The 24,519-nt window shown below is 60.5% G+C and carries 25 protein-coding genes, 1 tRNA gene and 1 pseudogene; 13 read left to right on the plus strand and 14 right to left on the minus strand.

The genetic code is table 11. The features are described from left to right. Positions 1-114: 114 nt before the first annotated feature. The 6 genes from QRN22_RS02120 to QRN22_RS02145 form a co-directional block, all read right to left on the minus strand. Positions 115-1,269: an SPASM domain-containing protein gene (locus QRN22_RS02120; RefSeq protein ID WP_156152732.1), complete on the minus strand. Its 1,155-nt coding sequence runs from the start codon at positions 1,267-1,269 to the stop codon at positions 115-117. Then, positions 1,262-1,888, minus strand: coding sequence for a hypothetical protein (locus tag QRN22_RS02125; RefSeq protein WP_156152731.1), 627 nt, complete (start codon positions 1,886-1,888; stop codon positions 1,262-1,264). Before QRN22_RS02125 ends, QRN22_RS02120 begins: the two co-directional genes overlap by 8 nt. Positions 1,889-2,352: 464 nt before the next feature. Then, complete coding sequence (locus tag QRN22_RS02130; RefSeq protein WP_042554979.1) at positions 2,353-3,477, minus strand: Fic family protein; 1,125 nt, start codon at positions 3,475-3,477, stop codon at positions 2,353-2,355. Between the two features lie 188 nt (positions 3,478-3,665). Beyond that, positions 3,666-3,896: a hypothetical protein gene (locus QRN22_RS02135; protein WP_052493822.1), complete on the minus strand. Its 231-nt coding sequence runs from the start codon at positions 3,894-3,896 to the stop codon at positions 3,666-3,668. Between the two features lie 156 nt (positions 3,897-4,052). Further along, positions 4,053-4,129: transfer RNA gene (locus QRN22_RS02140), tRNA-Ile, on the minus strand. A 132-nt stretch (positions 4,130-4,261) separates the two neighbouring features. Next, positions 4,262-4,552, minus strand: coding sequence for a helix-turn-helix domain-containing protein (locus QRN22_RS02145; RefSeq protein ID WP_042554743.1), 291 nt, complete (start codon positions 4,550-4,552; stop codon positions 4,262-4,264). A gap of 164 nt (positions 4,553-4,716) precedes the next feature. Here QRN22_RS02145 and QRN22_RS02150 point away from each other — a divergent pair, with 164 nt between their 5' ends. Next, positions 4,717-5,238 carry a BRO-N domain-containing protein gene (locus QRN22_RS02150; protein WP_052493821.1) on the plus strand — a complete coding sequence of 174 codons (522 nt, stop codon included), beginning with the start codon at positions 4,717-4,719 and terminating at the stop codon, positions 5,236-5,238. 102 nt (positions 5,239-5,340) lie between these two features. Here QRN22_RS02150 and QRN22_RS02155 read toward each other — a convergent pair whose 3' ends face one another. From QRN22_RS02155 to hpaR (QRN22_RS02175), 5 genes are all read right to left on the minus strand, one after another. Further along, positions 5,341-6,276, minus strand: coding sequence for a p-hydroxyphenylacetate 3-hydroxylase reductase component (locus tag QRN22_RS02155; RefSeq protein ID WP_042554742.1), 936 nt, complete (start codon positions 6,274-6,276; stop codon positions 5,341-5,343). A gap of 61 nt (positions 6,277-6,337) precedes the next feature. After that, entirely contained in the window at positions 6,338-7,507 is a 1,170-nt protein-coding gene (locus QRN22_RS02160) for a p-hydroxyphenylacetate 3-hydroxylase oxygenase component (protein ID WP_042554741.1), read from the minus strand. 290 nt (positions 7,508-7,797) lie between these two features. Further along, positions 7,798-8,973, minus strand: coding sequence for a Bcr/CflA family multidrug efflux MFS transporter (locus QRN22_RS02165; protein WP_042554740.1), 1,176 nt, complete (start codon positions 8,971-8,973; stop codon positions 7,798-7,800). A gap of 344 nt (positions 8,974-9,317) precedes the next feature. After that, complete coding sequence (gene hpaA / locus QRN22_RS02170; RefSeq protein ID WP_042554738.1) at positions 9,318-10,235, minus strand: 4-hydroxyphenylacetate catabolism regulatory protein HpaA; 918 nt, start codon at positions 10,233-10,235, stop codon at positions 9,318-9,320. Positions 10,236-10,254: 19 nt separating this feature from the next. After that, positions 10,255-10,677, minus strand: a complete 423-nt coding sequence (gene hpaR / locus QRN22_RS02175) for a homoprotocatechuate degradation operon regulator HpaR (protein ID WP_042554737.1) — start codon at positions 10,675-10,677, stop codon at positions 10,255-10,257. A gap of 310 nt (positions 10,678-10,987) precedes the next feature. Between hpaR (QRN22_RS02175) and QRN22_RS02180 the strand changes: the two genes are divergently transcribed. From QRN22_RS02180 to QRN22_RS02220, 9 genes are all read left to right on the plus strand, one after another. Continuing rightward, positions 10,988-11,635, plus strand: coding sequence for a fumarylacetoacetate hydrolase family protein (locus tag QRN22_RS02180; protein ID WP_042554736.1), 648 nt, complete (start codon positions 10,988-10,990; stop codon positions 11,633-11,635). Between the two features lie 10 nt (positions 11,636-11,645). After that, positions 11,646-12,410 (plus strand): fumarylacetoacetate hydrolase family protein, encoded by a 765-nt coding sequence (locus QRN22_RS02185; protein ID WP_042554735.1) that lies wholly within the window; start codon positions 11,646-11,648, stop codon positions 12,408-12,410. A gap of 24 nt (positions 12,411-12,434) precedes the next feature. Continuing rightward, positions 12,435-13,895: a 5-carboxymethyl-2-hydroxymuconate semialdehyde dehydrogenase gene (gene hpaE, locus QRN22_RS02190; RefSeq protein ID WP_042554734.1), complete on the plus strand. Its 1,461-nt coding sequence runs from the start codon at positions 12,435-12,437 to the stop codon at positions 13,893-13,895. Between the two features lie 111 nt (positions 13,896-14,006). Then, a complete protein-coding gene (hpaD, locus tag QRN22_RS02195; RefSeq protein ID WP_042554733.1) occupies positions 14,007-14,930 on the plus strand; it encodes a 3,4-dihydroxyphenylacetate 2,3-dioxygenase in 924 nt (307 codons plus the stop codon). A 79-nt stretch (positions 14,931-15,009) separates the two neighbouring features. Continuing rightward, positions 15,010-15,420 carry a 5-carboxymethyl-2-hydroxymuconate Delta-isomerase gene (locus QRN22_RS02200; RefSeq protein ID WP_042554732.1) on the plus strand — a complete coding sequence of 137 codons (411 nt, stop codon included), beginning with the start codon at positions 15,010-15,012 and terminating at the stop codon, positions 15,418-15,420. A gap of 8 nt (positions 15,421-15,428) precedes the next feature. Beyond that, on the plus strand, positions 15,429-16,232 hold the full coding sequence (hpaH, locus tag QRN22_RS02205) for a 2-oxo-hept-4-ene-1,7-dioate hydratase (RefSeq protein ID WP_042554731.1): 804 nt from the start codon (positions 15,429-15,431) through the stop codon (positions 16,230-16,232). A gap of 17 nt (positions 16,233-16,249) precedes the next feature. Beyond that, positions 16,250-17,053 carry a 4-hydroxy-2-oxoheptanedioate aldolase gene (gene hpaI / locus QRN22_RS02210; RefSeq protein WP_042554730.1) on the plus strand — a complete coding sequence of 268 codons (804 nt, stop codon included), beginning with the start codon at positions 16,250-16,252 and terminating at the stop codon, positions 17,051-17,053. 39 nt (positions 17,054-17,092) lie between these two features. Continuing rightward, the gene (locus QRN22_RS02215; RefSeq protein WP_042554729.1) at positions 17,093-18,547 is read left to right on the plus strand and encodes an NAD-dependent succinate-semialdehyde dehydrogenase; all 1,455 of its coding nucleotides are present in this window, start codon (positions 17,093-17,095) and stop codon (positions 18,545-18,547) included. Positions 18,548-18,616: 69 nt separating this feature from the next. Then, entirely contained in the window at positions 18,617-19,165 is a 549-nt protein-coding gene (locus tag QRN22_RS02220) for a hypothetical protein (protein WP_042554728.1), read from the plus strand. A gap of 48 nt (positions 19,166-19,213) precedes the next feature. On the opposite strand, the gene hpaR (QRN22_RS02225) is transcribed toward QRN22_RS02220, so the two are convergent. Continuing rightward, positions 19,214-19,636, minus strand: a complete 423-nt coding sequence (gene hpaR / locus QRN22_RS02225; RefSeq protein ID WP_042554977.1) for a homoprotocatechuate degradation operon regulator HpaR — start codon at positions 19,634-19,636, stop codon at positions 19,214-19,216. A gap of 417 nt (positions 19,637-20,053) precedes the next feature. Here hpaR (QRN22_RS02225) and QRN22_RS02230 point away from each other — a divergent pair, with 417 nt between their 5' ends. From QRN22_RS02230 to QRN22_RS02240, 3 genes are all read left to right on the plus strand, one after another. Beyond that, entirely contained in the window at positions 20,054-21,352 is a 1,299-nt protein-coding gene (locus QRN22_RS02230) for an NAD(P)/FAD-dependent oxidoreductase (RefSeq protein WP_042554727.1), read from the plus strand. Between the two features lie 70 nt (positions 21,353-21,422). After that, the gene (locus QRN22_RS02235) at positions 21,423-21,788 is read left to right on the plus strand and encodes a cupin domain-containing protein (protein WP_042554726.1); all 366 of its coding nucleotides are present in this window, start codon (positions 21,423-21,425) and stop codon (positions 21,786-21,788) included. A gap of 48 nt (positions 21,789-21,836) precedes the next feature. Next, a complete protein-coding gene (locus QRN22_RS02240; protein WP_042554725.1) occupies positions 21,837-22,508 on the plus strand; it encodes a helix-turn-helix transcriptional regulator in 672 nt (223 codons plus the stop codon). Between the two features lie 72 nt (positions 22,509-22,580). Here the strand turns inward: QRN22_RS02240 and QRN22_RS02245 are convergent, their stop codons facing one another. After that, complete coding sequence (locus QRN22_RS02245; RefSeq protein ID WP_502945144.1) at positions 22,581-23,774, minus strand: substrate-binding periplasmic protein; 1,194 nt, start codon at positions 23,772-23,774, stop codon at positions 22,581-22,583. Positions 23,775-23,780: 6 nt separating this feature from the next. Beyond that, a pseudogene (locus QRN22_RS26510) lies at positions 23,781-24,323 on the minus strand (methyl-accepting chemotaxis protein); the annotation flags it as partial. Between the last annotated feature and the right edge of the window lie 196 nt (positions 24,324-24,519).

Genomic DNA, 24,519 nt, shown 5'->3' on the forward strand with positions numbered 1-24,519 from the left:
GCTGCACAATATGTGCATGTCTAGCTGATTTCATATAACGCGCGACATGTACATTTAATGTTTCATCGCCCGTTAAACGAGCCTTATAGAGTGCTTTAGCTTTCCTGTTCTTTCTTAGTTAAAGCACTCATCTTCGGCATACAGAGGGTCTCTTTTTTGAAATAACGCATCTTCAGATTTACTTTCTGTAGCCAAATATGCAAATACTTTGCAATGACCAAAATTTTCATCCAACCTTTTTTCGTACCTGCGAAATTTTTCAGAGTTTGAGATTTCCTTGAAGCTTTGACTGCAAAGATTTCCTAGTACAAAGTCGTCACTTATCGGCAGGCCTTTCTCATTATTGGCCCATGCACTTAGCAATAAGTCTCCTCTAAAGTTTATTCCATATGACTCATGCATTAAGTCACAAGGGTTTTCTTTTTTCGAGAGGTCTTCGTAGGTATGCTTCAAGGCACATTGAAGTCGAATATTTGTTTTACTCCTGTCTTCGATTTTCTTGAAATGCTGAATGGCTCCCATTAACTGAAGTTTATTCAATTTGTGTGCTTGCAGGTACTTCTGGCCCCGGCCAACAGGAAACGTCCGCATCAACAGAAGCTCATTAATGCTCATGTCACATAAATCACTGTATATCCTATTTATTTTTTCTATCTCTGCATTGCCCAGATGTATTGGGACTTGAGCTTTAGTTCGCACTCCGTGTTTCGCGAATTCCGCAGCAATTTTAATATTCACATTATTGTATCCAGCTGGTCGCGCCTCTTGGCTCAATCCTGCAGGTTCATCATAAGTAAACTCGTACTCTCCTATTATCTCGGATATGTGTTTCACGCCATATTTTTTTACGAATACACCTGTAGACGTTATGGATATGGCGTCTTTTCCAAATACCTTGGAAGCTTCTTTGATTACTAGGTAATTTTCATGGCACGCTAGAGGATCTCCACCGGCAAAATCAATTTTTACTTTGTTACCTTTTAAATTCTCTATAATCTTAATTTTTTCCTCATAAATTGGCTCTTTCCCTTCCATTTGCCTGCTAATTAATGCCAGATCAAATTTGCTAGGTTTGATACCTGGATACTTCTCTTCAAATTTCTCTCTAGCGACCGTTCCTACAATCGATATTTCATGTAGAGAGCTCTCTCTTACAATTATATTGCTATGTTGTGATGACACATGAACTGCATCAGTGCAACAAAACTCGCAGTCCCACGGACACACAAGAGTAACATTCCAGATTATATCAAGCTCTTTTTTAGCCATTGTATGCGCTGACTTTCAGTATTAGATCGTTGTAGTTCTCCCTCAAGTGCCTAATTATGTCTTTGTTATTCCTTTTGGTGTCATCATCCTGCTCTAATTCATTTAGAGTTTTCCAACAATACATTCTGTCGCCCACTTTGATTTCATTACCTTGCAATTCTCCTCCTTTGATTTTTACGTGAAAAACTTCAAAGTGGTATTCTTTCACGACTTTTTGTGGAGGGTCAAACTTCTCGGATTTAAAGTTAAACGCTTGCAGCAAATCAATATCAACACTTTCAGCTTTCACTCCGAGCTTGTCGCCTAAAGATTTTGTGGTCCCGCTTTTTTCACTCTTAGTGTATTCGGTTAGCACCGTTTGCTTCACATAAGGCAAAAAATAACATCCCCAAGATTCTTTCTTCTCAACAAGTAGTTCTACTTGCCCGGATGATTCTCTCTTTATAATAAATACTGACGTACGGTCAGGCCTATTGAGTATTGAAAAGTTAATTTTGTTCAGAAGGTCTTCGTGCGGGTTTTTTATCCTTGATGAGCTTAACAAACTACTCAGAGCCCATAACATTACAAGCAATGTAGAGAACCACAACACAAGACTCATACCGTCTGGAATACTCACGGTATAACCTGTTATAGGAATGGTAATGTTTGGCTGAAATGTGGTTGTCGTTACTGCGATTACAAGTGAAACGAATACAGTTAAAGGAAAGTGCCATGACTGTTTCGCCTTCCGGGCATCCTCATATTCCCTGATATATAGCTTTAGATCCGATCTATTTATGGTTATTTTCTGAAACTGGATCGTATTCTGCCCCGCCCCGCAATTGCAGCTTTTCCTTGATATCATTTTTGTATTTTCTCCTTTTATTTACTTCGGCTTATGTGGCGAATAAACTAACTACTAAAAGTCTCGTTATCTCATAGTGATCTGATCAAGGCGACCTGAAGCATTCATGGGATAAAACAGCTCAACCTTCACCAGGCCCTAGCGATGAGAATATGAATTCTAACTTTCAGTCTCTCGAATATTTTTCGCCATCAGGATATTACAGAAATTTAGCTTAATTGCACTTTGATTGATATTCAGCCCACTCCGACCTTATAGCGAGTGCTACGCCCACCGCCAGGTAGACGGACAATACAGCCCTTATCAAGTAGGTTGCTCAAATGCCGTGTTGCTGTGGCTTTGGAAACCTTAGCAACAGCCTGGTACTGAGCTGCACTGATGCCGTCCTCAAAGCCACGCTCGCCACCGTCGAGCAGCCGATTAAGCACCTTGATTTGTTCTGTCGACAGAGGCTGGCCACGATGCGCCTGCCAGAAGCGTGCTTTGGCCAGCACTCTGTCGATACGCGCCAAGGCCTGCTCCAGACTTTTCAGCAGCGTGGTCAGGAACCAGTGCAGCCAATCGGTGATATCCAGCCCACCTTTCTGGCTGGCCTCGAGGACGCGGTAGTAACCTGCGCGGTCGTCCAGGATGCTCGCTGACATGGCGTAGAAGCGGATGGCCTGTTGCTCGCTTTGGGCCAATGCCATATCGGTAATCGCCCGCGTGAGCCTACCGTTACCATCATCGAACGGGTGCAAGGTGACGAACCAGAAATGTGCCATGCCGGCTCGGAGCAATGGATCTAGGGCTGCATCACTGCGGCTGTTTTCGAACCAGGTGAGGAAATCTGTTAGCTGTTGGTCCAGCCCATCCCTTGGCGGTGCTTCGAAATGAACGGTTGGTCGATCAAGCCGGCCAGAAACGACTTGCATCGGCTCCTGACCACGCAGTTCACCAATGTGTAGGGGGCGAACCGATAGGCTCTCATCGACAGGAAACAGCCAGCGATGCCAGTTGAGAAGGCGCGGCAGATCCAACGATGGCTGACATCCCTGTGTGGCATCGATCAACAGCTCTGCCAACCCTTCCGAACGGGGTGTCGTGCGACCATCCTCACTCAAACCCAAGCGCCTTGCCAAGGAGGAGCGCACCGACCCTACGTTCAGTTGCTCGCCTTCGATTGCGGACGACGTGACGATATTTTGCAGCATGGCATCCAGACTGCTCTGAACCGCTGTATCACTTCCTACTGCACCCAACATGCCGAGCAGACGCCCCTGTGCATGAACGCAGGTGCGCAGCAAGGGAGCGAGTTGTTCAGCCTGCCAGGTGAAGTGAGGCCACTCGGACTGCTGCCAGATCCAGAAAGGGGCGTTCATGTGCATTACTCGCCTGTGAGCCGATTAGCGAATCTATTCGGCTCATCATATGAGCTGATAATGCAGGCCATACGGCTCATTGTCTAATCATCAAGCCATGCTGTTTGGCTTGATGAGCGCGCCTGGTCAGGGTTCTTGACCCATTCATCGACATTGCTTGGGGCGACGTTGAAGCTGACATACCAGGCTCAGGAAAGGGCTGGAGGTAGGTCGTTTGCAGCTTCTTCACCAATGACCTTGCTGTCACCAATCTGATAGCCATTGGTGTAGCAGAAACCCGATTTGGCGGCGTCGTACGCAGTTTGTCCTTTCTCTGTGAGCTGGTAGCCACCAGCGTTCTCGGCAATGAAGCCGATATCTACGAAAGACTTCGTGATATGACTGTTGGTACTGGCTTTGGGCTGTGGGATCGGGAGCATCTTGAAAAGAACCGAAGTAGCGCCCCCCTTCCCACTAATACGCTCTGAAAGCACTTTCGATATCGCTGTACTGAATTCGTACCTTTGGCCTATAGGACTGGTCTAGCTGTTTTTCGACCAGGCATGAAAAAGCCGCGCAGTGCGCGGCTTTGAAGGTGGTGGGCCCACACGGACTCGAACCGTGGACCAAAGGATTATGAGTCCTCTGCTCTAACCAACTGAGCTATAGGCCCTCAGAGGCCGGCGGATTATACCGATGCACCTGGCCGAGCGCCAATCCGATGCGCAAGGATCTCATCTCAGCAAGGCATGTTCAGTGAGAACAGACAAAGGTTTGGAGCTAACGCCCTCGCAGAACACATGGATCACTTACCAGGACCATGGAGCACCATGAGCTCCTCCTTCAACCTCTCCAGTAACACATCAACCCCCATCTCAGGCTCCGCGTTCAGGTAACTCGACGCCACCAATGTGACCGGATGCAGTTCCAACACTGAGGCCAGCGTATCTAGCTTATCCATGCTGGGACTGTACATCCCGCGCTCCAGAGCGCTCAGGTACGTACGACTACTGACGACAGCAAAATCTTCCTGCGTCTTTTTTTGAACCGCTCGCGCGTGCTTCAACGCCGCGCCGAATGCCTTTTTCAGCTCCACCGATCCACTACCCAGTTAATGATGAGTAGCCAATCGAGCCATTACGCGCAGTATACTGCTACAGCGTATACTGTTCATTGCGAGACTATCTGGATGCAGAGCGCTGCGATCCAGACAGTACTACCACACGCTATTAACGTTCGAAACTGTATTCAGGAGGCCTTATGGATGAAGCCTTTACTCCCCTGGTGCTGATGCGCCATCGCCAACCGCTGCGCGGGGTGATGATCGATCGGCAGCCTTGGGTCTGCGCAGTGGAGTTCGCGCGTTTGCTGGGGCATCGGCGCCCGGAGCGGGTCTGTCGGTTGATGGATGCCGACCAGCTGCGCAGGGTGCATCTGCAGTTGCCCAACGGGCAGCTGGAGGCCGTGGAGGTGCTCAGTGAGTCGGGGATGTACCGGGCGCTGTGCCGCTTCTCGCACCCGGAGAACCGTCACCTGCGACGCTGGCTCAGCCACGTGGCGCTGCCTGCCTTGCGCGACAGCGACGCGGCCGAGACGCATGAGCCATCACGTTGCCTGATGGCCTGGGGCAACGGGCAGGTCAATCTGCTGGCGTGGCAGGGTGAGCTGTGGGTCGCGCTGGATGAACTGCCGCGCCTGCATGGACAACCGCAGGCGGCGCCCTCCCCGGCAGGTTCGTGGCTGGGGCGCTGGTGGCGCGATGGCTTGCGCCAGGGAAGATGAGGGGGGTGCGGCAATGCGCGGACGCGGCCAAATCCCGGTGAGCCGCCGCTCACCGAGTACTCGAATCTCCGCAGCCCACCTCAGGCAGGCTGTAGCCTCGCGTCACAAACCCTTGGCGATGCCGCGAAGGACGGTTTTGAAGGTGTCGATCTGGTCTTCAGTAAACGCCGAGAAAGCGCGAATCTGTTGCTGCTCGGCGATGTTCCACAACGTATCGGCCTGCTCCAGGCCCTGTTCGGTAAGGCCTACCCCTGCCCCACAATCACGCAGCAGGCCTTTGCGTTTGAGGGTTTCCAGCGACTCTTCGATTTCCCGTACCGGCATGGCGACCAGTTGTTGCAGGTCGGCCATGCCGAGGCTGGCGTCCTTCTCGAGCACCATGAGCATGCGCGCTTCGCTGGTTCGCAGGCCGGTGGCCAGTTGCCGCGGCTGATAGTCGCTCTGGTAGCTGCGCACCGCCTGGGTCATCAGGTAGTAGAGGTTGTGGCTGAGGCGACCTTGAAAGGCGGTCTTGCCGACGCTTTCACTCTTCTTCAACGAACGCGGATGTGGCAGCACCGATGAGTAGACGCCTTGGTGATAGAGCAGCGGCGCACGCCCCAGGTCATCGAAGGCGATCACTTTGCCGATCAGAATCCAGTGATCGCCACCGTCGACCTGCTGGTGCATCTCGCACTGAAAGCGTGCCGCGCAATCGCCCAGTAGCGGAGCGCCACCGACACCGGTTTGCTGCTCGACGCCGGCGAACTTGTCTTCGCTGTGCCGGGCGAACTGGTTGGACAGGTCGATCTGATCCGCCGCGAGGATGTTCACCGCGAAGTGGCTGGCGTCGTTGAACACCTCGTAGCTGGTGGAACGTTTGTCGATGCTCCAGAGAATCAGCGCGGGCTCCAGGGAAACCGAGTTGAAACTGTTGGCGGTAACGCCGACCCGCCGGCCGCCAGCGGCGGCGGTCATGATGGTCACGCCGGTGGCGAAGTTGCCCAGAGCACGGCGAAAGGCACGCGGGTCGAAGCCCGTCGGTTGTTGATCGGTCATGATGTCCTCAGTGCCGGACGTGGGCCCGGCCTATCGAATCGCGGAAAAGGGAGTGGCGGGCTCAGACCATGCTCGGGTCAGGTTCCAGCCCCATCAGCTCGCGGCCGAGGATCTGCGCGCAAACGTCGTAGTCGGTGTAGGCATGGGCGGCGGTCATGTGCGCGTCACGCCACAAGCGCTGCAGCTCGTTACTCTCCATCCAGGCAGTGCCGCCCGCCGCTTCGAACAGGCGGTCAACGGCCTGAACGCACATTTTCACCGCGTAGGCCTGGTTGGTGCGCCAGAAGGCCAGCGTCTCGCGGCTGGGGTACTGGTGACGCTCGCCATGCTCGGCGTGCTCGCCCCAGGTCTTCTCGAGGAAGGCGCGGGCAGCGGCGACCTGGTGAGTGGATTCGGCCAGGCGCATCAGCGCCGGGGTGGCAGCACCGACAGTGGCGCCGGTATAGGCACGCACACGGTTGCGAGTCTTCTCCTGGAAGGCTTCGAGCATGCGCTCGGCAACGCCCAGGCTGACGGTGGAGAAACCACTGGCGAAGTACGGGCGATAGGGGCTGTAGAAGATCTTGCTGTCCGGGTACAGGCCGAAGCCCGCCGACTTGCCTTCCATCATGTCCTTGGCTTTCTGGATGCGATACTCCGGCACGAACACGTTGTCGATGATCAGGGTCTTGGTGCCGCTGCCCTTCATGCCCACGGCATACCAGTCGTCACGGATCTGGTAGTCGCTGCGCGGCAGCACGGCGAAGCAGTAATCCTGGCCGCCCTCGGCATTCTGGCGACGGCAACCGACGATGGCCCACTCGGCATGATCACTGCCGCTGCTCCAGCCCATCTGGCCGCTGAACAGCACGCCACCCTCGACCTCCTCCACTTTGCCGAAGGGCGCGATGGAGCTGCTGGCGGTGGCATGGGGGTCATCCCCCCAGACGTCGTCCTGCAGTTTTTTCGGGAACATCGCCAGCTGGTGGCTATGGGTGCACAGCAGGCTCATGGCCCAGGCGGTACTGGCGCAGGCCCCCGCCAGCAGCGCGATGCAGTCGCAGAACTCGGGCAGGGATATTTCCAGGCCGCCATAGGCTTCGGGCTGAAAGGCGCGATGCAGGCCAATGCCCTTGAGCAAGACGATGTTCTCGGCGGGGACCATCCGATCCTTTTCCGCCTGGCTCGCGTTGGCGGCGATGGCAGGAAGAATTTCACGTAGCGCGACAAGGAGCGAATTTGACTTTTTCATGCTGTTCGACCTGTTTTTTTTAGATGTCGGCCATGCACCCCGAGACGCTTCCCGAAGGGATAGAGGCGGCGTGTAGGTCACGCAGCGCCTGTGCTGTACGGGTATACCGGAACGTTTGCGAGGTCATTATGCAGAGCACCATGGGCGGCAAACATGCACGTTCCACAGGCAATAATGTACTTTTCATGGCCATTTCGACGTTCTCTGGAAAAGCGTCAGGCCGCTGGCCGAGCGCCCCGCGAGGTTGCCGTTGCGCGCGCCGCATGGCTCGTGAGGGGCTTGGCCAGGGTTCAGCGACGGCTCAGAACGTAGGCCAGCAGCACACCGACTCCGGCACAGCCGATCAGCAGGCCCATCGGCCAAGGGCTGCCGTCATACAGCATGCTGACCAGGGCGCTACCCAGGGTGCCAAGGCCAAATTGCATGGCCGCCGCGAGGCCGGCAGCAGCACCGGCCTGACGGGGAAACAGCGACATCAGACAGGCCAGGCAGTTGGCCGCGATCATCCCGGTCACGCTGACGTAGGCCAGCACGCACACCACCACAGCCGGCAAGCCGCCCCAACCCGTGGCGCAACAAAGCAGCAGGGCAATCCCTGACAGCGCGCTGATGCTGGCCCCAAAACCCAGCATGCTCGATGAGCCAAGGCGTCGCACCAGGCGGGCATTGACGAAGCTCATGCACATGATGCCAAGGATGTTCAGCGAGAAGAGCCAGCCATAGTGCTGCATCGATACGTCGAAGAACTCGATGTAGATGAAGGGTGAAGCGGTGATGAAGGCGAACATGCCGGCGAACGCCAGGCCCATGCACAGGATGTAGCCGATGGCCCGTGGCTGCCGGGCGATATCAACGAAGGCGCGGAAGGCCAGCCCCAGCGAGGCGCCTCGCGATTCCCTGGGCAGGGTCTCGGGAATGCCGCGCCAGACCAGCACGAGGCACACCCCGGCGAAACCCAGCAGGATGAAGAACAGTACTCGCCAGCCACTGAGCAGAATCAGGTAGCCACCGAGCAATGGCGCGATCAGCGTGGCGATCATGGTCACCTGCTGCATCAGCGACAGCACCCGCGCCGCCTCGTCGAGCGGGAACAGGTCACGCACGATGACCCGCGCCAGCACCGACGCGGAGGCCCCACCAACAGCCTGTAGCAGGCGCCAAGCGATAAGGTGCTCCGGCTCGCTGGCCAGTGCGCAACCGAGACTGGCCAGCATGTACAGGCAGATGCCACCCAGCAGCAGGCGTCGACGACCGAAGCGGTCGGACAAGGGCCCGTAGAACAGCATGCCCAGGCTGAACCCGGCGAGGAACAGGCCGATGGTCATTTGCACCTGGCGTTCGCTGGCCTGCAGGTCACCAGCGATCAGCGGCACGCTGGGCAGATACATATCGATCGACAGCGGGCCGAACGCCACCAGGGCGGCAAGCAGGACGATCAGCCGTTTAGGCTGGTGAACGAGTGACATGCAAGACTCCAGGCAGTCAGGGAAGAACGCCGGCCACGGGCGACCGATAGAGCACAGCGATCACCCGGGCTCGACGCCGCAGGGCTGGCCGCTGGAAGTGATGGTTGGGAACTGCACGGCAGCGAGGATGAGCAGTCTGGCGGCTGGCGACAGTCGTGCCTGCCACGCTCTGGCTACGGCACTCATGGGTTATCTGCGCCTCTGCTCCAGGCCGATTCAGGCCGACCCGCGACAATTTCGTTAATAAGTTAATTTATTTTCATAACGATCAACAAGCGCCAACACGGCGAGCACCAGAAATAAAAAACAGACAGCAGACCGCCAGCCTGGACGGCGGTGCGAATTCAGCGCCAGGCGTCCTGCTTGTCTTCCCAGTGCCGCTGCCGGTATTCACCAGGGGCCATGCCGGCATTACGGGCGAAGAACCGGCTGAAGTAACCGGGATCCTTGAAGCCGAGCTGATAGCCGACCTCGCTGACCGAGGCGCCGCCGAACAGCAGGAGCCGCTTGGCCTCCTGCATCAGGCGCTCGTGAACCAGGCGTTTGGAGGGCAGACCGGCAATGCGCCGGCAGATGTCATTGAGGCGCGCCTCGGTGACGCCGATGGCGGTCGCGTAGGCAGCCAAGGGCCAATGCTGCTGGTAATGCCGCTCGATCAGCGCGTTGAAGCGATGGAAGAACTGCAGGTCATCACGCCGCTCCGGCTGGGCCTTGAGCGAGCGTGTGGACAAGCGCAGCAGACCGATCATGATCAGCCGCGTTAGCGCCTCCAGGCTGGCGGCCCGGCCAGGACGGATAGCGGCGAACTCGCTGCGCAACTGTTCGAAGCACAGATCGAGCCGGGCGACTTCCGCATCGACACTGCCGCCCAGTTCGTCGAAGGCCACGCACACCGCACCGATGCGCGGGCCATCAGCCAGCCCATGGCTGGCTTCGAGCAAGGGCCATACCCATTCCTGACGCACGGTCAGCACATGCCCATCGGCCTCGGCATCGGTGACGAAGGCGTGAGGAACGGTAGGCGGCGTGAGAAAGAACATCGGCCCTTGCTGCTGGTAGCGCTGGTCATCGAGAAACACGCGCACCGTGCCGCTCTTGACGTAATGCACCTGAAAGAAGCGGTCATGCCGATGCACCGGCATGTTGCGCCCGAAGAAATCCGCGAGTTTGCCCAGTGCCTCGTAGTGCACATCGGAGTCGGCATAGCGCTGGTCGTAGACCTGGCCGATGTCGATATTGGGAATCGGTGGGCGGCTCGCCATGGCTCACCCTCCCCTGGGCTCAGGGTTTGATCTGTTTCAGTTCGTTGAGCAGGCCCAGCAGTTGCTGCAGCTTGTCATCGCCGAACTGCTCGAGGATTCGCTGGTAGTTGCGCTCCATGTCCTCGCTCATCGCGACGAAGCACTGCTGGCCCGCTTCAGTGAGGCCGACGTACACGCGGCGCTGATCCTGCGGTGCCTTCCAGCGGCGCACCACGCCATCGCGCTCCATGCGCGCGAGAACGCCGGTCATGCTCGGCTTGAGGATGCACGCCTGCTGCGCCAGCTGGTAACTCTCCATCTCCCCGCTCTGGCGCAGGATGCGGATGACCCGCCACTGCTGCTCGGTCAGGCCATGCTGGTTGAGCGACGGCCGAAAGAACCCCATGGCCGCTTCACGGGCTTGCAGCAGCGTCAGGGTCAGTGAGGGTCTGGGTGCGGACATCGGCTCGCTCATGGCAGGTGGGTAACGGCAGGCCCGATTTAAGCAACAACTGCCGGGCCTGCGCAAACACGGGTGAAGCCCGCTCGACCTTTGGCACGCTCGATCAAGAAGCCTGGCAGCCCGAGACAATCGATAAGCGTCGATGACGGTTTAAATAGCCCTCGGGGATCGAGCCGATGCGAACCATGGCCCGATCATCGTTAATATATTAATTAAATAATCGAGATGCTAACCCGATCGGGCGAGTCGCCTTGCACGGCAGCCTGTGTTCTCCACCTGGGATAGCTCCAGTCCGATTCAGGAGTGAAGCATGGGTCGCGCCGCTAGCGAAATCGCCACAGGTACTCTGTTCGGCATCGCCTTGAACTACAAAGGCCTGCTGGACAGCCGCCTGAGCGAGTTCAACGAACCCCCTTACCAGAAACCACCCGTCAAGCCGGTGCTGTTCATCAAGACGCCGAACACCCGCAACGGCGATGGCCAGGCCGTGGTCGCGCCAGCTGGCGAGCGCCTGCAACCGGGCCCGGCGCTCGGCGTGGTGATCGGCAAGCGCGCCAGCCGGGTCAGCCAGGCCGATGCCCTCGCCCACGTGGCCGGGTACCTGATCGTCAATGAATTCAGCCTGCCGGAAGAGAGCTACTACCGGCCGGCCGTCAAGGCTAAATGCCGCGACGGCTTCTGCGCGCTGGGCAGCGAGGTGATCGAACTGGCCGACCCGCACGCGCTGAGCCTCAAGCTGCTTGTCAACGGCGAGGTCCGCCAGGAAAACAGCACCGCCAATCTGGTGCGCAGTATCCCCCAGCTGATCGCCGAACTGAGCGAGTTTATGACCCTGCACGAAGGCGATGTACTGATCACGGGCACACCGGAGGGGCGCGTAGACGTTCAGCCGGGCGACGAAGTGGTCGTCGAGATCAGCGGCCTGGGCCGCCTGACCAATACCGTCGTGGCGCAATAAGGAAACGCACATGAAGCACGCACGCATTCGCTTTGAAAATGCCGTTCACGCGGTCACCGTCGAAGCCGACAACGCCGTACGCCTGCCAGACGGTCGCCTGCTCGCCGAAGGCGCCGTCGAGTGGCTGCCACCGGCCGAGGGCAGCATGTTCGCCCTGGGCCTGAACTACGCCGACCACGCCGCGGAATTGGCCTTCAAGGCGCCCACCGAACCCTTGGCATTCATCAAGTCGCCCGGCACTTACACCGGCCACCACGGGGTCACCTGGCGCCCGGACAACGTCAAGTACATGCACTACGAGTGCGAGCTGGTGGCGGTGATCGGCAAGCCGGCGCGCAACGTCAAACGCGAGGATGCCCTGCAGTACCTGGCCGGTTACACCGTGTGCAACGACTACGCGATCCGCGACTACCTGGAAAACTACTACCGCCCCAACCTGCGCGTTAAGAACCGTGACGCCACCACCCCAGTGGGCCCATGGATCGTCGACGCCGCCGACGTGGCGGATCCCTCGAGGCTGACGCTGCGCACCTGGATCAACGGTGAGCTGAAGCAGGAAGGCTCCACCGCCGACATGATCTTCGACATCCCCTACCTGATCGAATACTTCTCCAGCTTCATGACCCTGCAACCGGGCGACATGATCGCCACCGGCACCCCCGAGGGCCTGGCCGACGTGGTACCGGGCGACGTGGTGGTGACGGAAGTGGAAGGCGTTGGCCGCCTGGTCAACCACATCGTCAGCGAACGCGAATTCTTCGCCGCGCGCGGCTAACCCGGAACAAGAGAGGAACAGCAGATGATCAAGCACTGGATCAACGGCCAGGAAGTCGAGAGCCGGGACGCCTTCACCAACTACAACCCGGCCACCGGTGAAGCCATTGGCGAAGTGGCGAGCGGCGGCGCCGAGGAGATCAACCTGGCGGTCGCCGCCGCCAGGGACGCCTTCCCGAAATGGGCAAACACGCCGGCCAAGGAGCGCGCCCGTCTGATGCGCAAGCTGGGTGAGCTGATCGACCAGAACGTGCCGCAACTGGCCGAACTGGAAACCCTCGACACCGGCCTGCCGATCCACCAGACCCGAAACGTGCTGATCCCGCGCGCTTCGCACAACTTCGACTTCTTCGCCGAAGTCTGTACGCGCATGGACGGCCACAGCTACCCGGTCGACGATCAGATGCTCAACTACACCCTGTACCAGCCGGTGGGTGTCTGTGGCCTGGTGTCGCCCTGGAACGTGCCGTTCATGACCGCCACCTGGAAGACCGCGCCTTGTCTGGCGCTGGGCAACACCGCCGTACTGAAGATGAGCGAGCTGTCACCGCTGACCGCCAACGAGCTGGGCCGCCTGGCGCTGGAAGCGGGCATTCCACCGGGCGTGCTGAACGTGGTGCAGGGTTATGGCGCCACTGCTGGCGACGCCTTGGTTCGCCACCCCGATGTGCGTGCGATTTCCTTCACCGGCGGCACCGCCACCGGCCGGAAGATCATGCAGACCGCGGGCCTGAAGAAGTACTCCATGGAGCTGGGCGGCAAGAGCCCGGTGCTGATCTTCGACGACGCCGATCTCGATCGTGCGCTGGATGCCGCGCTGTTCACCATCTTCTCCCTGAATGGCGAACGCTGCACGGCGGGCAGCCGCATCTTCATCCAGGAAACCGTGTACGACCAGTTCGTCGCCGAGTTCGCGGCGCGCGCCAGGCGCCTGATCGTCGGTGACCCGCAGGACCCGAAGACCCAGGTCGGCTCCATGATCACCCAGGCCCACTACGACAAGGTCACCGGCTATATCAGGATCGGCATCGAGGAAGGCGCCAACCTGCTGGCTGGCGGCCTGGAGCGCCCAGCCAACCTGCCAGCGCACCTGTCCAAAGGCCAGTTCATCCAGCCGACGGTATTCGCTGACGTGGACAACCGCATGCGCATCGCCCAGGAAGAAATCTTCGGGCCGGTGGTGTGCCTGATCAAATTCAAGGACGAGGCCGAAGCCCTGCGCCTGGCCAACGAAACCGATTACGGCCTGGCCTCTTACATCTGGACCCAGGACATCGGCAAGGCTCATCGCCTGGCCCGCGGTATCGAGGCCGGCATGGTATTCATCAACAGTCAGAACGTGCGCGATCTGCGCCAGCCATTCGGCGGCGTGAAGGGCTCGGGTACCGGCCGCGAAGGCGGTGAGTACAGCTTCGAGGTATTCAGCGAAGTGAAGAACGTGTGCATTTCCATGGGCAGTCACCACATTCCTCGCTGGGGCGTGTAACGACTCGCTCGCCCCGTACCTGGCCGTATGACCCGGTACGGGCGCTCCATTCCTGCGTGCATAGCAATCACAAGAACCTGGGCCGGCAGCGGCCCCGCAAGGAGAACCGTCATGGGCAAACTCGCTCTGGCCGCAAAGATCACCCACGTGCCGTCGATGTATGTGTCGGAGCTGCCAGGCCCACGCCAGGGCTTTCGCAAGGCGGCCATCGACGGTCATCTGGAGATCAGCCGACGCTGCCGGGAACTGGGTGTGGACACCATCGTGGTGTTCGATACCCACTGGCTGGTCAACGCCAACTACCACATCAACTGCGGGCCTCACTTCAAGGGCCTGTACACCAGCAACGAGCTGCCGCACTTCATCAGCAACATGGAGTACGAGTTTCCGGGCAACCCGGAGCTGGGCAAGATTCTCGCCGACGCGTGCAACCGCTTCGGCGTCGAGACCATGGCTCACCACGCCACCACGCTCGCCCCGGAATACGGCACGTTGGTGCCGATGCGCTACATGAACAAGGATCAGCACTTCAAGGTGATCTCGGTCTCCTCGCTGTGCACCTCGCACTACCTGCACGACAGTGCACGCCTCGGCTGGGCCATGCGCAAGGCGGTGGAAGAGCACTACGACGGCACCGTGGCGTTTCTGGCCAGCGGCTCGCTGTCGCATCGTTTTGCCCAGAACGGCCAGGCGCCGGAGTTCGCCACCAGAATCTGGAGCCCGTTCCTGGAAACCCTCGACGAGCGCGTCGTGCAGATGTGGCAGAACGCCGAGTGGGAAGCGTTCTGCGACATGCTGCCCGAGTACGCGGCCAAGGGGCACGGCGAGGGCTTCATGCATGACACCGCCATGCTGCTGGGTGCCATGGGCTGGTCGAAGTACGACGGCAATGTCGAGGTGCTGACGCCCTACTTCGCCGCCTCGGGCACCGGGCAGATCAACGCGGTCTTCCCGGTGACGCCCCAGGATGGCTCGGCACTGCCGCCGCCACAGGCCGCCAACCCGGCGGGCGTGGTCTCGACCAGCCGTCTGTAGCCACACGCCGTCACCTCAACGCCACCGTGCAACTGGCGCTGGCACGACTGCGCTCGTGTTGGCGCAACTGGAGATCGACATGCCCCACCTGGTGCTGCTCTACACCCCCGACCTCGAGCGCGAGGCAGACATTCCCGGCCTGTGCCGGGCACTGGCCGACAGCATGCTGGCGCAGCGTGACGAGCAAGGCAAGGCGGTGTTCCCCACTGGCGGCACCCGCGTGCTGGCCTACCCGGCGACGCACTGCGCGGTCGCCGACGGCAATGGCGATTACGGTTTTCTGTACGCCAATCTGCGCATGGGGACAGGCCGCAGCGCCGAGGTACACCGACGCGTCGGCGACAGCTTGCTGGCGGTATTGCGTACCTGCCTGGGCGACATCCTCGAGCAGCGCCCGGTGGGCATCACCCTGCAGATCGACGAAGGCCAGGCCCAGGTTTACGACGGCAAGCACAGCAGCCTGCACCCTCTTTTCAACAAGACTTCCTGAGGTTTTCCATGCTCGACTCCTCCTTCATCCAGCAGGCTGCCGCCCGCCTCGACGCCGCCGAGCGGTCACGCCAGCAGGTGCGCCAGTTTTCCCTGGATCACCCGCAGATCACCATCGAGGATGCCTACGCCATCCAGCGTGCCTGGGTAGCGCGCAAGATCGAGGACGGCCGCAGGCTGGTCGGCCACAAGATCGGTCTGACCTCCCGCGCCATGCAGGTATCGTCGAACATCACCGAGCCGGACTACGGTGCGCTGCTCGACGACATGTTCTTCGACGAGGGCAGCGACATTCCCTTCGACCGCTTCATCGTGCCGCGTGTGGAAGTGGAGCTGGCATTCATCCTTGGCAAGCCGCTGAAGGGGCCGAACGTGACCCTGTTCGATGTACTCGAGGCCACCGAATGGGTGATACCTGCGCTGGAGATCATCGATGCACGCATCCAGCAGGTCGACCCGGATACCAGGGCGACCCGCAAGGTGTTCGACACCATTTCCGACAATGCGGCGAATGCCGGCGTGGTGATGGGAGGCCGCGCCGTGCGCCCGACCGAGATCGACCTACGCAAGGTGCCTGCGGTGCTCTATCGCAATGGCGTGATCGAAGAGTCCGGCGTTTCCGCCGCGGTGCTCAACCACCCGGCCAAGGGTGTGGCCTGGCTGGCGAACAAGCTGGCGCCCTATGACGTCACCCTGGAGCCTGGCCAGATCATTCTTGGCGGCTCGTTCACCCGCCCGGTCGCGGCCAACCCCGGTGACACCTTCCACGTCGACTACGACCAGCTTGGCAGCATCGCCTGCCGATTCGTCTGAGCCGCAAGGAGCCTGCCATGGACATGCCCATCAATAGCTTCAAACAACGCCTGCAGTCGGGCGATGCGCAGATCGGCCTGTGGCTGGGCCTGGCCGACCCCTACTGCGCCGAGCTGGCCGCCAACGCCGGCTTCGACTGGCTGCTGATCGATGGTGAACACGCGCCCAACGATCTGCGCGGCCTGCTCGGCCAGTTGCAGGCCGTGGCGCCCTACCCCTCACAAGCGGTGATTCGCCCGGTGATCGGCGACACCGCGCTGATCAAGCAGATTCTCGACATCGGCGCCCAGACCCTGCTGGTGCCCATGGTGGAAAGTGCCGAACAGGCACGCGAGCTGGTGCGCGCCATTCACTATCCGCCGTCGGGCGTACGTGGCGTTGGTAGTGCGCTGGCCCGCGCTTCGCGCTGGAACAGCATCCCCGGCTACCTGGACAAGGCCGACGAACAGATGTGCCTGCTGGTGCAGATCGAGAATCTCGACGGCCTGGCCCGGCTGGACGAGATCGTCGCGGTCGACGGGGTCGATGGCGTGTTCATCGGCCCGGCCGATCTCAGCGCGTCGATGGGCCAGCGTGGCAACCCCGGCCACCCGGACGTCCAGGCCACCATCGAGGACGCCATCGTGCGTATCCAGAAGGCTGGCAAGGCGGCGGGCATTCTCAGCGCCGATCAGACACTGGCCCGCCGTTATATCGAGTTGGGCGCGCGCTTCGTCGCGGTTGGGGTCGACACCACGGTACTGATGCGCGGCCTGCAGACCCTGGCGGCCGATTTCAAGGCTGCGCCAGCGCCGACTACCCGCGGGGGCGGCGTCTACTGAGCGCCGCCACGACGATATCCACGCATTGCCGAGACCTCAATGAAACTCACCGACCTTAACCTGCTGCGCGAACAAGCCTACATCGATGGCCAGTGGATCGAAGCCGACGACGAGGCACGCTTCGCCGTGACCAACCCGGCCAACGGCGAGCTGATCGCCGAAGTCGCCTCCCTTGGCCGCACCGAAACAGCAAGGGCCATCGACGCGGCCCAAGCTGCGCTGCCTGCCTGGCGTGGCAAGACCGCCAAGGAGCGCAGCAGCATCCTGCGTAACTGGTTCAACCTGATACTGGAAAATCAAGAAGACCTCGCCCGCCTGCTGAGCTGGGAACAGGGCAAGCCGCTGGCCGAAAGTCGTGGCGAAATCGCCTATGGCGCCAGCTTCATCGAATGGTTCGCCGAGGAAGCCAAACGCATCTACGGCGACGTCATCCCGCATGACAAGCAAGGCCGCCGTCTGGTGGTGATCAAGCAGGCCATCGGTGTGGTCGCTGCCATCACCCCGTGGAATTTCCCCAACGCCATGATCACCCGCAAGGTCGGTCCGGCCCTCGCTGCCGGCTGCACGGTAGTGCTCAAGCCCGCCTCGGAAACGCCCCTGTCGGCACTGGCGCTGGCCGTGCTCGGCGAACGTGCCGGCATTCCGGCCGGTGTGCTGAACATCGTTCCGGGTACCCGCTCGCGGGAGATCGGCGCTGAACTGACCGGCAACCCGCAGGTGCAGAAGCTGTCGTTCACCGGTTCCACCGGCATCGGCAAACTGCTGATGGCGCAGTGCGCCGACAGCATCAAGAAGGTCAGCCTCGAGCTGGGTGGCAATGCCCCCTTCATCGTCTTCGATGACGCCGATCTGGACGCTGCCGTACAGGGCGCCCTCGGCTCCAAGTTCCGCAACAGCGGGCAGACCTGCGTGTGCACCAACCGCCTGCTGGTGCAGAGCGGCGTATACGAGACATTCAGCGCCCGCCTGGTTGCCGCCGTGAATGCCTTGAAGGTAGCCCCGGCCGATGACGAAGGAGCCCAGCAAGGCCCGCTGATCAACGCCAAGGCAGTGGCCAAGGTTCAGGAGCACATCGAGGACGCGCTCGGCAAAGGCGCCAAGGTGCTGGCCGGTGGCAAGTCCCATCGCCTCGGTGGCAACTTCTTCGAGCCTACGGTGCTGGGCGACGTCACCCCGGACATGCTGGTCGCCCGCGACGAAACCTTCGGCCCGCTGGCACCGATCTTCCGCTTCGACAGCGAGGAGCAGGCCATCGCCATGGCCAACGACACCGAGTTCGGTCTCGCGTCCTACCTCTACACCCGTGATCTGGGCCGCGCCTGGCGCGTCAGCGAAGCGCTGGAGTACGGCATGGTCGGCGTCAACGAGGGGCTGATATCCACCGAGGTTGCGCCCTTCGGCGGCATCAAGCAGTCCGGCCTCGGCCGCGAAGGTTCCCGATATGGCATCGATGATTACATCGAGCTGAAGTACATGTGCCTGGGCATCCACTGAGGCCTAGGTATCTCCCGCTGCTTGTCACCCTTGGGCCCTTGATAGGGCCATTTTTTTGGAGATTTCTCGATGCTGCGCCAGCCCCTGAAACACCTTGTCCACATGCTGTGCCTGCTGGCGCTGGTACGTCCGGCCGTGGCGGACGATGCGGCCTATCTCGCTGCGCTGGACAAGGAGCTGGACAACCGAGCGGTTGCCCTCGACGTAGTACCGGCATTGGCTGAGCGCCACGCCGGCACCGCGCAAGGTCGGTTCTGGAGTGCCTATGCGGTGCTCGAGGCCGCCCAGTTGCCTCGCTACCAGGCTCAAGCCCGCCGCCATGATCTGCAGCGAACACGCAGTGGCGGCTTCAAGGCTCAGGCCTCACTGGCATTCTCCTGGCTGCAGGAAAAGGCGTTCGTGAAGATGCTGGCCAATGCCACGGCCGACTACCTTGCCGAGCTGCAGGCCGTACAGCGCCCGGGCGACGCAGAGACTCAGGCGTTCTGGGCCTATGTGATCGAACAGGAGCGCGTTCAGGTCGAGGCACTGGCACAGGCCAGAGAGGGGGATTACGACGCTGCTGCGGCGACCCTGCAGCGCTTTGTCGCAGAGCAGTTCAACGCCCCGCTGCAGTGAATGGCGATGCTGTGCCGTCACGGCCAGCAGCGCGCGGCCTGCACGCGATCAGGGCTTGACCGCTTTCAGATCCTTGAGCAGATCCAGCAACAGGGCGAATTTTTCCGCGCCGATCTGCTCCTCGATACGCTGATAGTTACGCTCCATTTCCACGCTCATGGCCTGGAAACATTGCTCGCCCTTTTCCGTCAGCCCGACCAGCACGCGGCGTTGGTCTTCGCTCATCTTGCGCCGGCAGACCATGCCATCGCGTTCGAGACGCACCAGCACGCCACTCATGCTCGGTTTGAGAATGCAGGCCAGACGCGCCAGCTGATGGCTCTCCAGCTCGCCCTGCTGACGCAGGATGCGAATCACCCGCCATTGCTGTTCGGTGAGCCCGTGCAGATTGAGTTGAGGACGAAAGAAACGCATGGCCGACTCGCGGGCCTGCAACAGGGTAAGGGTCAGGGAAAGACGTGGGCTCGACATGATCTCAGGCAATGATGATTCGTTAATAATTTAACCAGGCCGCCAGCTTACGCCATGACGAGGCAGGCATCGCCATTTGAAACAGCGAAACGCCAGCGGTCATGCACGTGCCTGCCAGGCTTTTGCACCGGCGTGCCAGGGCCATCACACCCCCGCCCTGTCGTTAATCTGTTCACGGCCTTGCACGATCACGACGAACGCACACCATCCGGCACTGGTTTCTCAAGCGCTCGATGAGTCGTGCACACGGGGCACCCTCGCGCGCGCGAGGACGCTGCGCCAGGCGGGCGAGAGCAGCGCGAGGCGCCTTGTCAGTCCCGGTCAAGACTGACGACAGACAGGGACAAGACGCACAGGGGGTGCAGGGGACTACTATCCCTCAACGCAGGTATCTCTCACCGTTTCCAGGTCGTTGCCATGATCAACATCGAAACACCTACCTACTACACCGCTACCAAGAAGTACGACCTCAGCTTTCCTTCACTGGATCAGGATCTGGAGGCGGATGTAGTCGTGATCGGCGGTGGTTTCTCCGGCATCAACACGGCGCTGGAGCTGGCGGAGAAAGGCATCACCAATATCGTCGTGCTGGAAGCGCGCTACCTCGGCTTCGGCGGCACCGGGCGTAATGGCGGGCAGATCATGGCCGGCATCGGTCACGACATGGAGAAGATCCGCAAGGACGTAGGCGAAGACGGCCTGCGGCAGATTTTCGAGATCAGCGACATGGGTGCCGACATCATCAAGGACCGGATCGCCAAGTACGAGATCGATGCCGACTTCTGCCACGGTTATGGTTACCTGGGCTTCAATGCCCGCCAGGAAAAGACCCTGCGCACCTGGGAGAAGGAATTCAAATCCCTCGGCTCGCCGCATGAAATCCGTTTTCTGGGTGGCTCCGAGGTCAAGCAGATCATCGGCTCCGATGCCTATGGCAGCGCCTTGCTGCACATGGGCGGCGGTCACGTGCATTCGCTGAACCTGTTGCTGGGCGAGGCCAAGGCCCTGAGCAGCCATGGCGTGAGGATCTTCGAGTACAGCCCGGCATTGGAAGTGACCTACGGCGAGCGCATCACCGTGCGCACCGGCAAGGGCTCGGTCAAGGCCAGCAAACTACTGTGGGCCTGTGACAGTTTCCTCAACAAACTGGAACCGGAGCTGCACCGCAGCACCATCAACACCTACGCCTTCCAGATCATGACCGAGCCGCTGTCGGACGAGATGATCCAGCGCATCAGCCCGATCCGCGGTGCTTACAGCGACATCCGCCCGGTCATCGACTACTACCGCGTCACCAAGGAGAACCGGCTGCTGTTCGGGGCAGCCACGCCTTTCATCGAACACATCCCGAACGACCTCAAGGCCTGGAACCGCAACCTGATGCTGAAGATCTTCCCTTACCTCAAGGACGTGAAGATCGACCTGGCCTGGGGCGGCCCGATGGCCACCAGCCCGAATCTGTTTCCGCAGATAGGCAGCCTGCCGGGTCGCCCCAACGCCTTCTTCGTGCAGGGCTACTCGGGGTTCGGTGTCACGCCCAGTCACATCATCTGCAAGGTGCTGGCAGAGGGCATGAGCGAAGGCTCCGCGCGCTACGACCTGGTCAGTTCGGTGCGCCGCATCAACGTCATCGGCAAGGATCACTTCCGCCCTCTGCTGCTTACCGGCGGCAAGACCCTGCACCAACTGTCCGGCTACTGGAACGGTCGCCGCTGATACCGGGCAAGGCCATCACAGGTACTTGCTCCATCGAAGCATTCACACCCTCTAACAGGAGCAACCACCCATGTCCCTCACTGCCATCAAGAACGGCATCACCCTCGACCAATTGGATGCCTGGGGCACCGTTGCCGATCTCGGCTCGGAAATCCTCGAAGGCGAAGTCAGGTGTTTTGGCAAGATGACCGCCGGCGCGCCGACCGACCCGGTCAGCTCGGCCTACTTCGGCACCACCAAGGGCAAGTTCCGCATGACTTATCCGTTCAGCGAGCAGGCCACGGTCGTCACCGGTGAAGTGCTGCTGACCGACGAATCCACCGGCCAGACCAGTCGCTTCAAGACCGGCGACACCTGGTTCGTGACCAAGGGCACGCCCGTGCTGTGGGAAATCGTCAGCGACAGCTTCGTCAAACACTACTACGCGGTCGCCTGATCCAGCTGCGCCAGCCTCGGCTGGCGCCTCACTTGCCGAGGACACGCCATGCATCCACCTGCCAGCGGGTCCTGCGGCGACTTCGGTCGCCATTGCCTCAATGCCTTCCGCCAGGTGGTGCCCGCCTCGCAAGGTGCGTTCTACCGTATCGATGCACACCTGCAGGCGTACGACTTCATCCTGCTGGACATGCTCGAACCCATGCACGATGCCTATCTGCGCCACTACCGCCATGTCGATCCGCTACGCCCCGACCATTGCCAGGCAGCCGGCCTGCCGGTGGTACCGTTGCGCACGGGCCTGGCACAGCAGAGCGAGGCAGACAACCGTAAATACCGTCGCTTCCTGCAGCACCACGCCGTGGTGGACGTGGTGGAAATCATCGCCCATGTCGATGGCAAGCCGAGCGCTGGCGTCTCGCTGTTGCGCGGCGCCCACCTGGGGCCTTTTCGCCCCGAAGAACTGCAGTGCCTGCTGCCCCTGCATGGTCTGATGGAGCTGGCTGCGCGCAGCCAGCCACAGAGTGCCGGCGATCGCCTGAAGGCGCTCACACCGCGGGAGCGCGAGCTTGCCCTGTTGCTGCGCGACGGCCTGCCGAACAAACTCCTCGCGCGCCAGCTGGGCCTTGGGCTGCCGACGATCAAGACGCACTTGCTGCATCTCTATCGCAAGCTCGGTGTGAGCAACCGCACCGAATTGATCAGCAGCCTGTTTCTCTGAAACCAGGCCTGGGCTGCCGGGGCCCTAACCCGTCGCAGGCGCCGCGGATTCGGGTCGCCTGCCTGATCGTTCTCAGCACGGTAGACGGGCCAGCTCACTGGCATCCACAACACCTTTGAGTTCGAAGCTGCCCGCGGGTGGAGTCAGTGCTCCGCCCTGCCAGTTGGTTTCGATTTCCTTGCGCCGCGGACTGTCCTGGAACTGCACGAGGAACTCATTGACCTTGGCCAGCAACCTGGCGTTTTCCGCCCGCCTGGCCACCCCGACGCTGTAGCACCAAAGTCGATCACCAAGCGGTTGCGGCAATATGTCCAGCTTGCCGAACCAGCGGCTCTGGCGATGGGTAGCGGCCCAGTGATAGATCGGTCGCTCGACGGTGAAGGCATCCACCACGCCTTCAGCCAGGGCGTCGTGGATACGAGTCTGATCGGAGAACACCATCAGATTGGCCAGCTCGACACGGCCACCGGGCAGGTGGCGATTGGCGGACCAGCGCACACCCAGCTGGGCCAGGGTTTCCAGGGCCACGGGATCGTTTCCGCAACCGAGCACCCGCCCCTGCAGGTCGGCCAGACCGCCGATGCGCTCGTCACCCTTGCGCCGCGCGAGAATCAGCGGAGCGAAACTGTAGGGGCGGGAAAACGCCAGATCCTCGAAAACAGGCGAAGCAGGCAGCGCGCTCCACATCAGGTCGGCAGGTGCCTCTGCCGGGCGACGGCCAAAGGCCAGCAACGACATGCACTGCTCCCAGCCATACTCGACGAACTCCACCTCGACGCCAAGCCAATGCGCGAAGGCTCTGACGTAATCGGCATCCATGCCACGCAACGGTTCGCCAGGCCGCTGGCGAAACGACAAACCGACCAGCTGCGGCTCGATGGCCACCCGCAGGCGGCCACGCTGGAGCACGTCGGCCAGGCGATCCTGATCGGGGCGGATGGCGATGTGCTGCTCGGCAAGCAGCCGCTGCAGGCCTTGCTCCGGCAACGCAGCATCCTTGACCAGCACCTGTGCGGCGCCGCGCCCCAGGCTGGCGGCACGCTCGGCAAGCCCCAGCAGGTAGCCCAACCGCTGCTCCAGCTGCGGGGCACTTTCCAAAATAACCCGGTTGGTCTGCTGCAGCCCTTCGACGTTACCGCTGACGGTGGCGAACAGTGCGTTCATCTGCCCCAGCGAATCGTTCAGGCGGCGAGTCAGCAGGTCGAAGCTACCCTGGCTATGGGACGACACACTGTTCATGCGTTTCTGCAGGTGACTGAGGTCCATGCGCTCGGTCGCATCGCGGGCACTGAGCAGAGTGCGCTGCGCCAGTTTGCGCACCTCGTCGGCAACCACTGCAAACCCCCGTCCTGCCTCCCCGGCCCGGGCCGACTCGATGGCCGCGTTGAGCGCCAGCAGGTTGACCTGCTTGGCGATATCGCCAATGTCGCTCAGCACCGTGATCACCTCGTCGGATTTGGTGGTGATCTGCACAGCCACGTCATCCAGATGCTGACGAATATCGCGCTCCACCTGCTGCAGGTGTTCGCTCAACGCCCGCTGCATGGCTTCGGCCAACGCACTGCTCTGGCTCATGTGCCCGGCCGAGTCGGCCAATGCGTGCTCCATTTGCTGGCCCCTGCGGTGAATTTCGATACAAGCCTGACGGGAGCTGTCCAAGCCCGTGGCGACAGCGCCGGTAAGACTGCTCAGCAGTTCCAGTAGGCGCCGCGACAGCCACTGTGTCGCGCTCGGCGGTGCAAGTGGTACTTCGGTAACAATCACAGGCACCGCACTGTCCTGCGGTGACGGTTTGTTGAACCAGCTTCTAAGCATGACGAGACGCTCCCAGGGTGATTGGCGAGCCCTTTCTTACGCGCTGCCGGACACCGATGCTTGTTCCGCCTTGCCACTGTTCTTGGCCCTGACTGCCAGGCTACAGCCCTGCGCTGGCGGGCTTTATCCGTTTTCGGCAAAGCTCGCTCCTCAACAGCCCGAAGGAACGAAAATTGCCTGTTCACGGCAATATCAG

The organism is Pseudomonas sp. MEJ086 (assembly GCF_030209025.1).
GTDB classification, from domain to species: domain Bacteria; phylum Pseudomonadota; class Gammaproteobacteria; order Pseudomonadales; family Pseudomonadaceae; genus Aquipseudomonas; species Aquipseudomonas fulva_A.

What these genes read in the sequence shown, in the direction of transcription:
- QRN22_RS02120 (WP_156152732.1), bottom strand. Translation starts at nt 1,269, where the DNA reads ATGGCTAAAAAAGAGCTTGATATAATCTGGAATGTTACTCTTGTGTGT.
- QRN22_RS02130 (WP_042554979.1), bottom strand. Translation starts at nt 3,477, where the DNA reads ATGAACGCCCCTTTCTGGATCTGGCAGCAGTCCGAGTGGCCTCACTTC.
- QRN22_RS02135 (WP_052493822.1), bottom strand. Translation starts at nt 3,896, where the DNA reads ATGCTCCCGATCCCACAGCCCAAAGCCAGTACCAACAGTCATATCACG.
- QRN22_RS02150 (WP_052493821.1), top strand. Translation starts at nt 4,717, where the DNA reads ATGGATGAAGCCTTTACTCCCCTGGTGCTGATGCGCCATCGCCAACCG.
- QRN22_RS02155 (WP_042554742.1), bottom strand. Translation starts at nt 6,276, where the DNA reads ATGACCGATCAACAACCGACGGGCTTCGACCCGCGTGCCTTTCGCCGT.
- QRN22_RS02160 (WP_042554741.1), bottom strand. Translation starts at nt 7,507, where the DNA reads ATGAAAAAGTCAAATTCGCTCCTTGTCGCGCTACGTGAAATTCTTCCT.
- QRN22_RS02165 (WP_042554740.1), bottom strand. Translation starts at nt 8,973, where the DNA reads ATGTCACTCGTTCACCAGCCTAAACGGCTGATCGTCCTGCTTGCCGCC.
- hpaA (WP_042554738.1), bottom strand. Translation starts at nt 10,235, where the DNA reads ATGGCGAGCCGCCCACCGATTCCCAATATCGACATCGGCCAGGTCTAC.
- hpaR (WP_042554737.1), bottom strand. Translation starts at nt 10,677, where the DNA reads ATGTCCGCACCCAGACCCTCACTGACCCTGACGCTGCTGCAAGCCCGT.
- QRN22_RS02180 (WP_042554736.1), top strand. Translation starts at nt 10,988, where the DNA reads ATGGGTCGCGCCGCTAGCGAAATCGCCACAGGTACTCTGTTCGGCATC.
- QRN22_RS02185 (WP_042554735.1), top strand. Translation starts at nt 11,646, where the DNA reads ATGAAGCACGCACGCATTCGCTTTGAAAATGCCGTTCACGCGGTCACC.
- hpaE (WP_042554734.1), top strand. Translation starts at nt 12,435, where the DNA reads ATGATCAAGCACTGGATCAACGGCCAGGAAGTCGAGAGCCGGGACGCC.
- hpaD (WP_042554733.1), top strand. Translation starts at nt 14,007, where the DNA reads ATGGGCAAACTCGCTCTGGCCGCAAAGATCACCCACGTGCCGTCGATG.
- QRN22_RS02200 (WP_042554732.1), top strand. Translation starts at nt 15,010, where the DNA reads ATGCCCCACCTGGTGCTGCTCTACACCCCCGACCTCGAGCGCGAGGCA.
- hpaH (WP_042554731.1), top strand. Translation starts at nt 15,429, where the DNA reads ATGCTCGACTCCTCCTTCATCCAGCAGGCTGCCGCCCGCCTCGACGCC.
- hpaI (WP_042554730.1), top strand. Translation starts at nt 16,250, where the DNA reads ATGGACATGCCCATCAATAGCTTCAAACAACGCCTGCAGTCGGGCGAT.
- QRN22_RS02215 (WP_042554729.1), top strand. Translation starts at nt 17,093, where the DNA reads ATGAAACTCACCGACCTTAACCTGCTGCGCGAACAAGCCTACATCGAT.
- QRN22_RS02220 (WP_042554728.1), top strand. Translation starts at nt 18,617, where the DNA reads ATGCTGCGCCAGCCCCTGAAACACCTTGTCCACATGCTGTGCCTGCTG.
- hpaR (WP_042554977.1), bottom strand. Translation starts at nt 19,636, where the DNA reads ATGTCGAGCCCACGTCTTTCCCTGACCCTTACCCTGTTGCAGGCCCGC.
- QRN22_RS02230 (WP_042554727.1), top strand. Translation starts at nt 20,054, where the DNA reads ATGATCAACATCGAAACACCTACCTACTACACCGCTACCAAGAAGTAC.
- QRN22_RS02235 (WP_042554726.1), top strand. Translation starts at nt 21,423, where the DNA reads ATGTCCCTCACTGCCATCAAGAACGGCATCACCCTCGACCAATTGGAT.
- QRN22_RS02240 (WP_042554725.1), top strand. Translation starts at nt 21,837, where the DNA reads ATGCATCCACCTGCCAGCGGGTCCTGCGGCGACTTCGGTCGCCATTGC.
- QRN22_RS02245 (WP_502945144.1), bottom strand. Translation starts at nt 23,774, where the DNA reads ATGGACCTCAGTCACCTGCAGAAACGCATGAACAGTGTGTCGTCCCAT.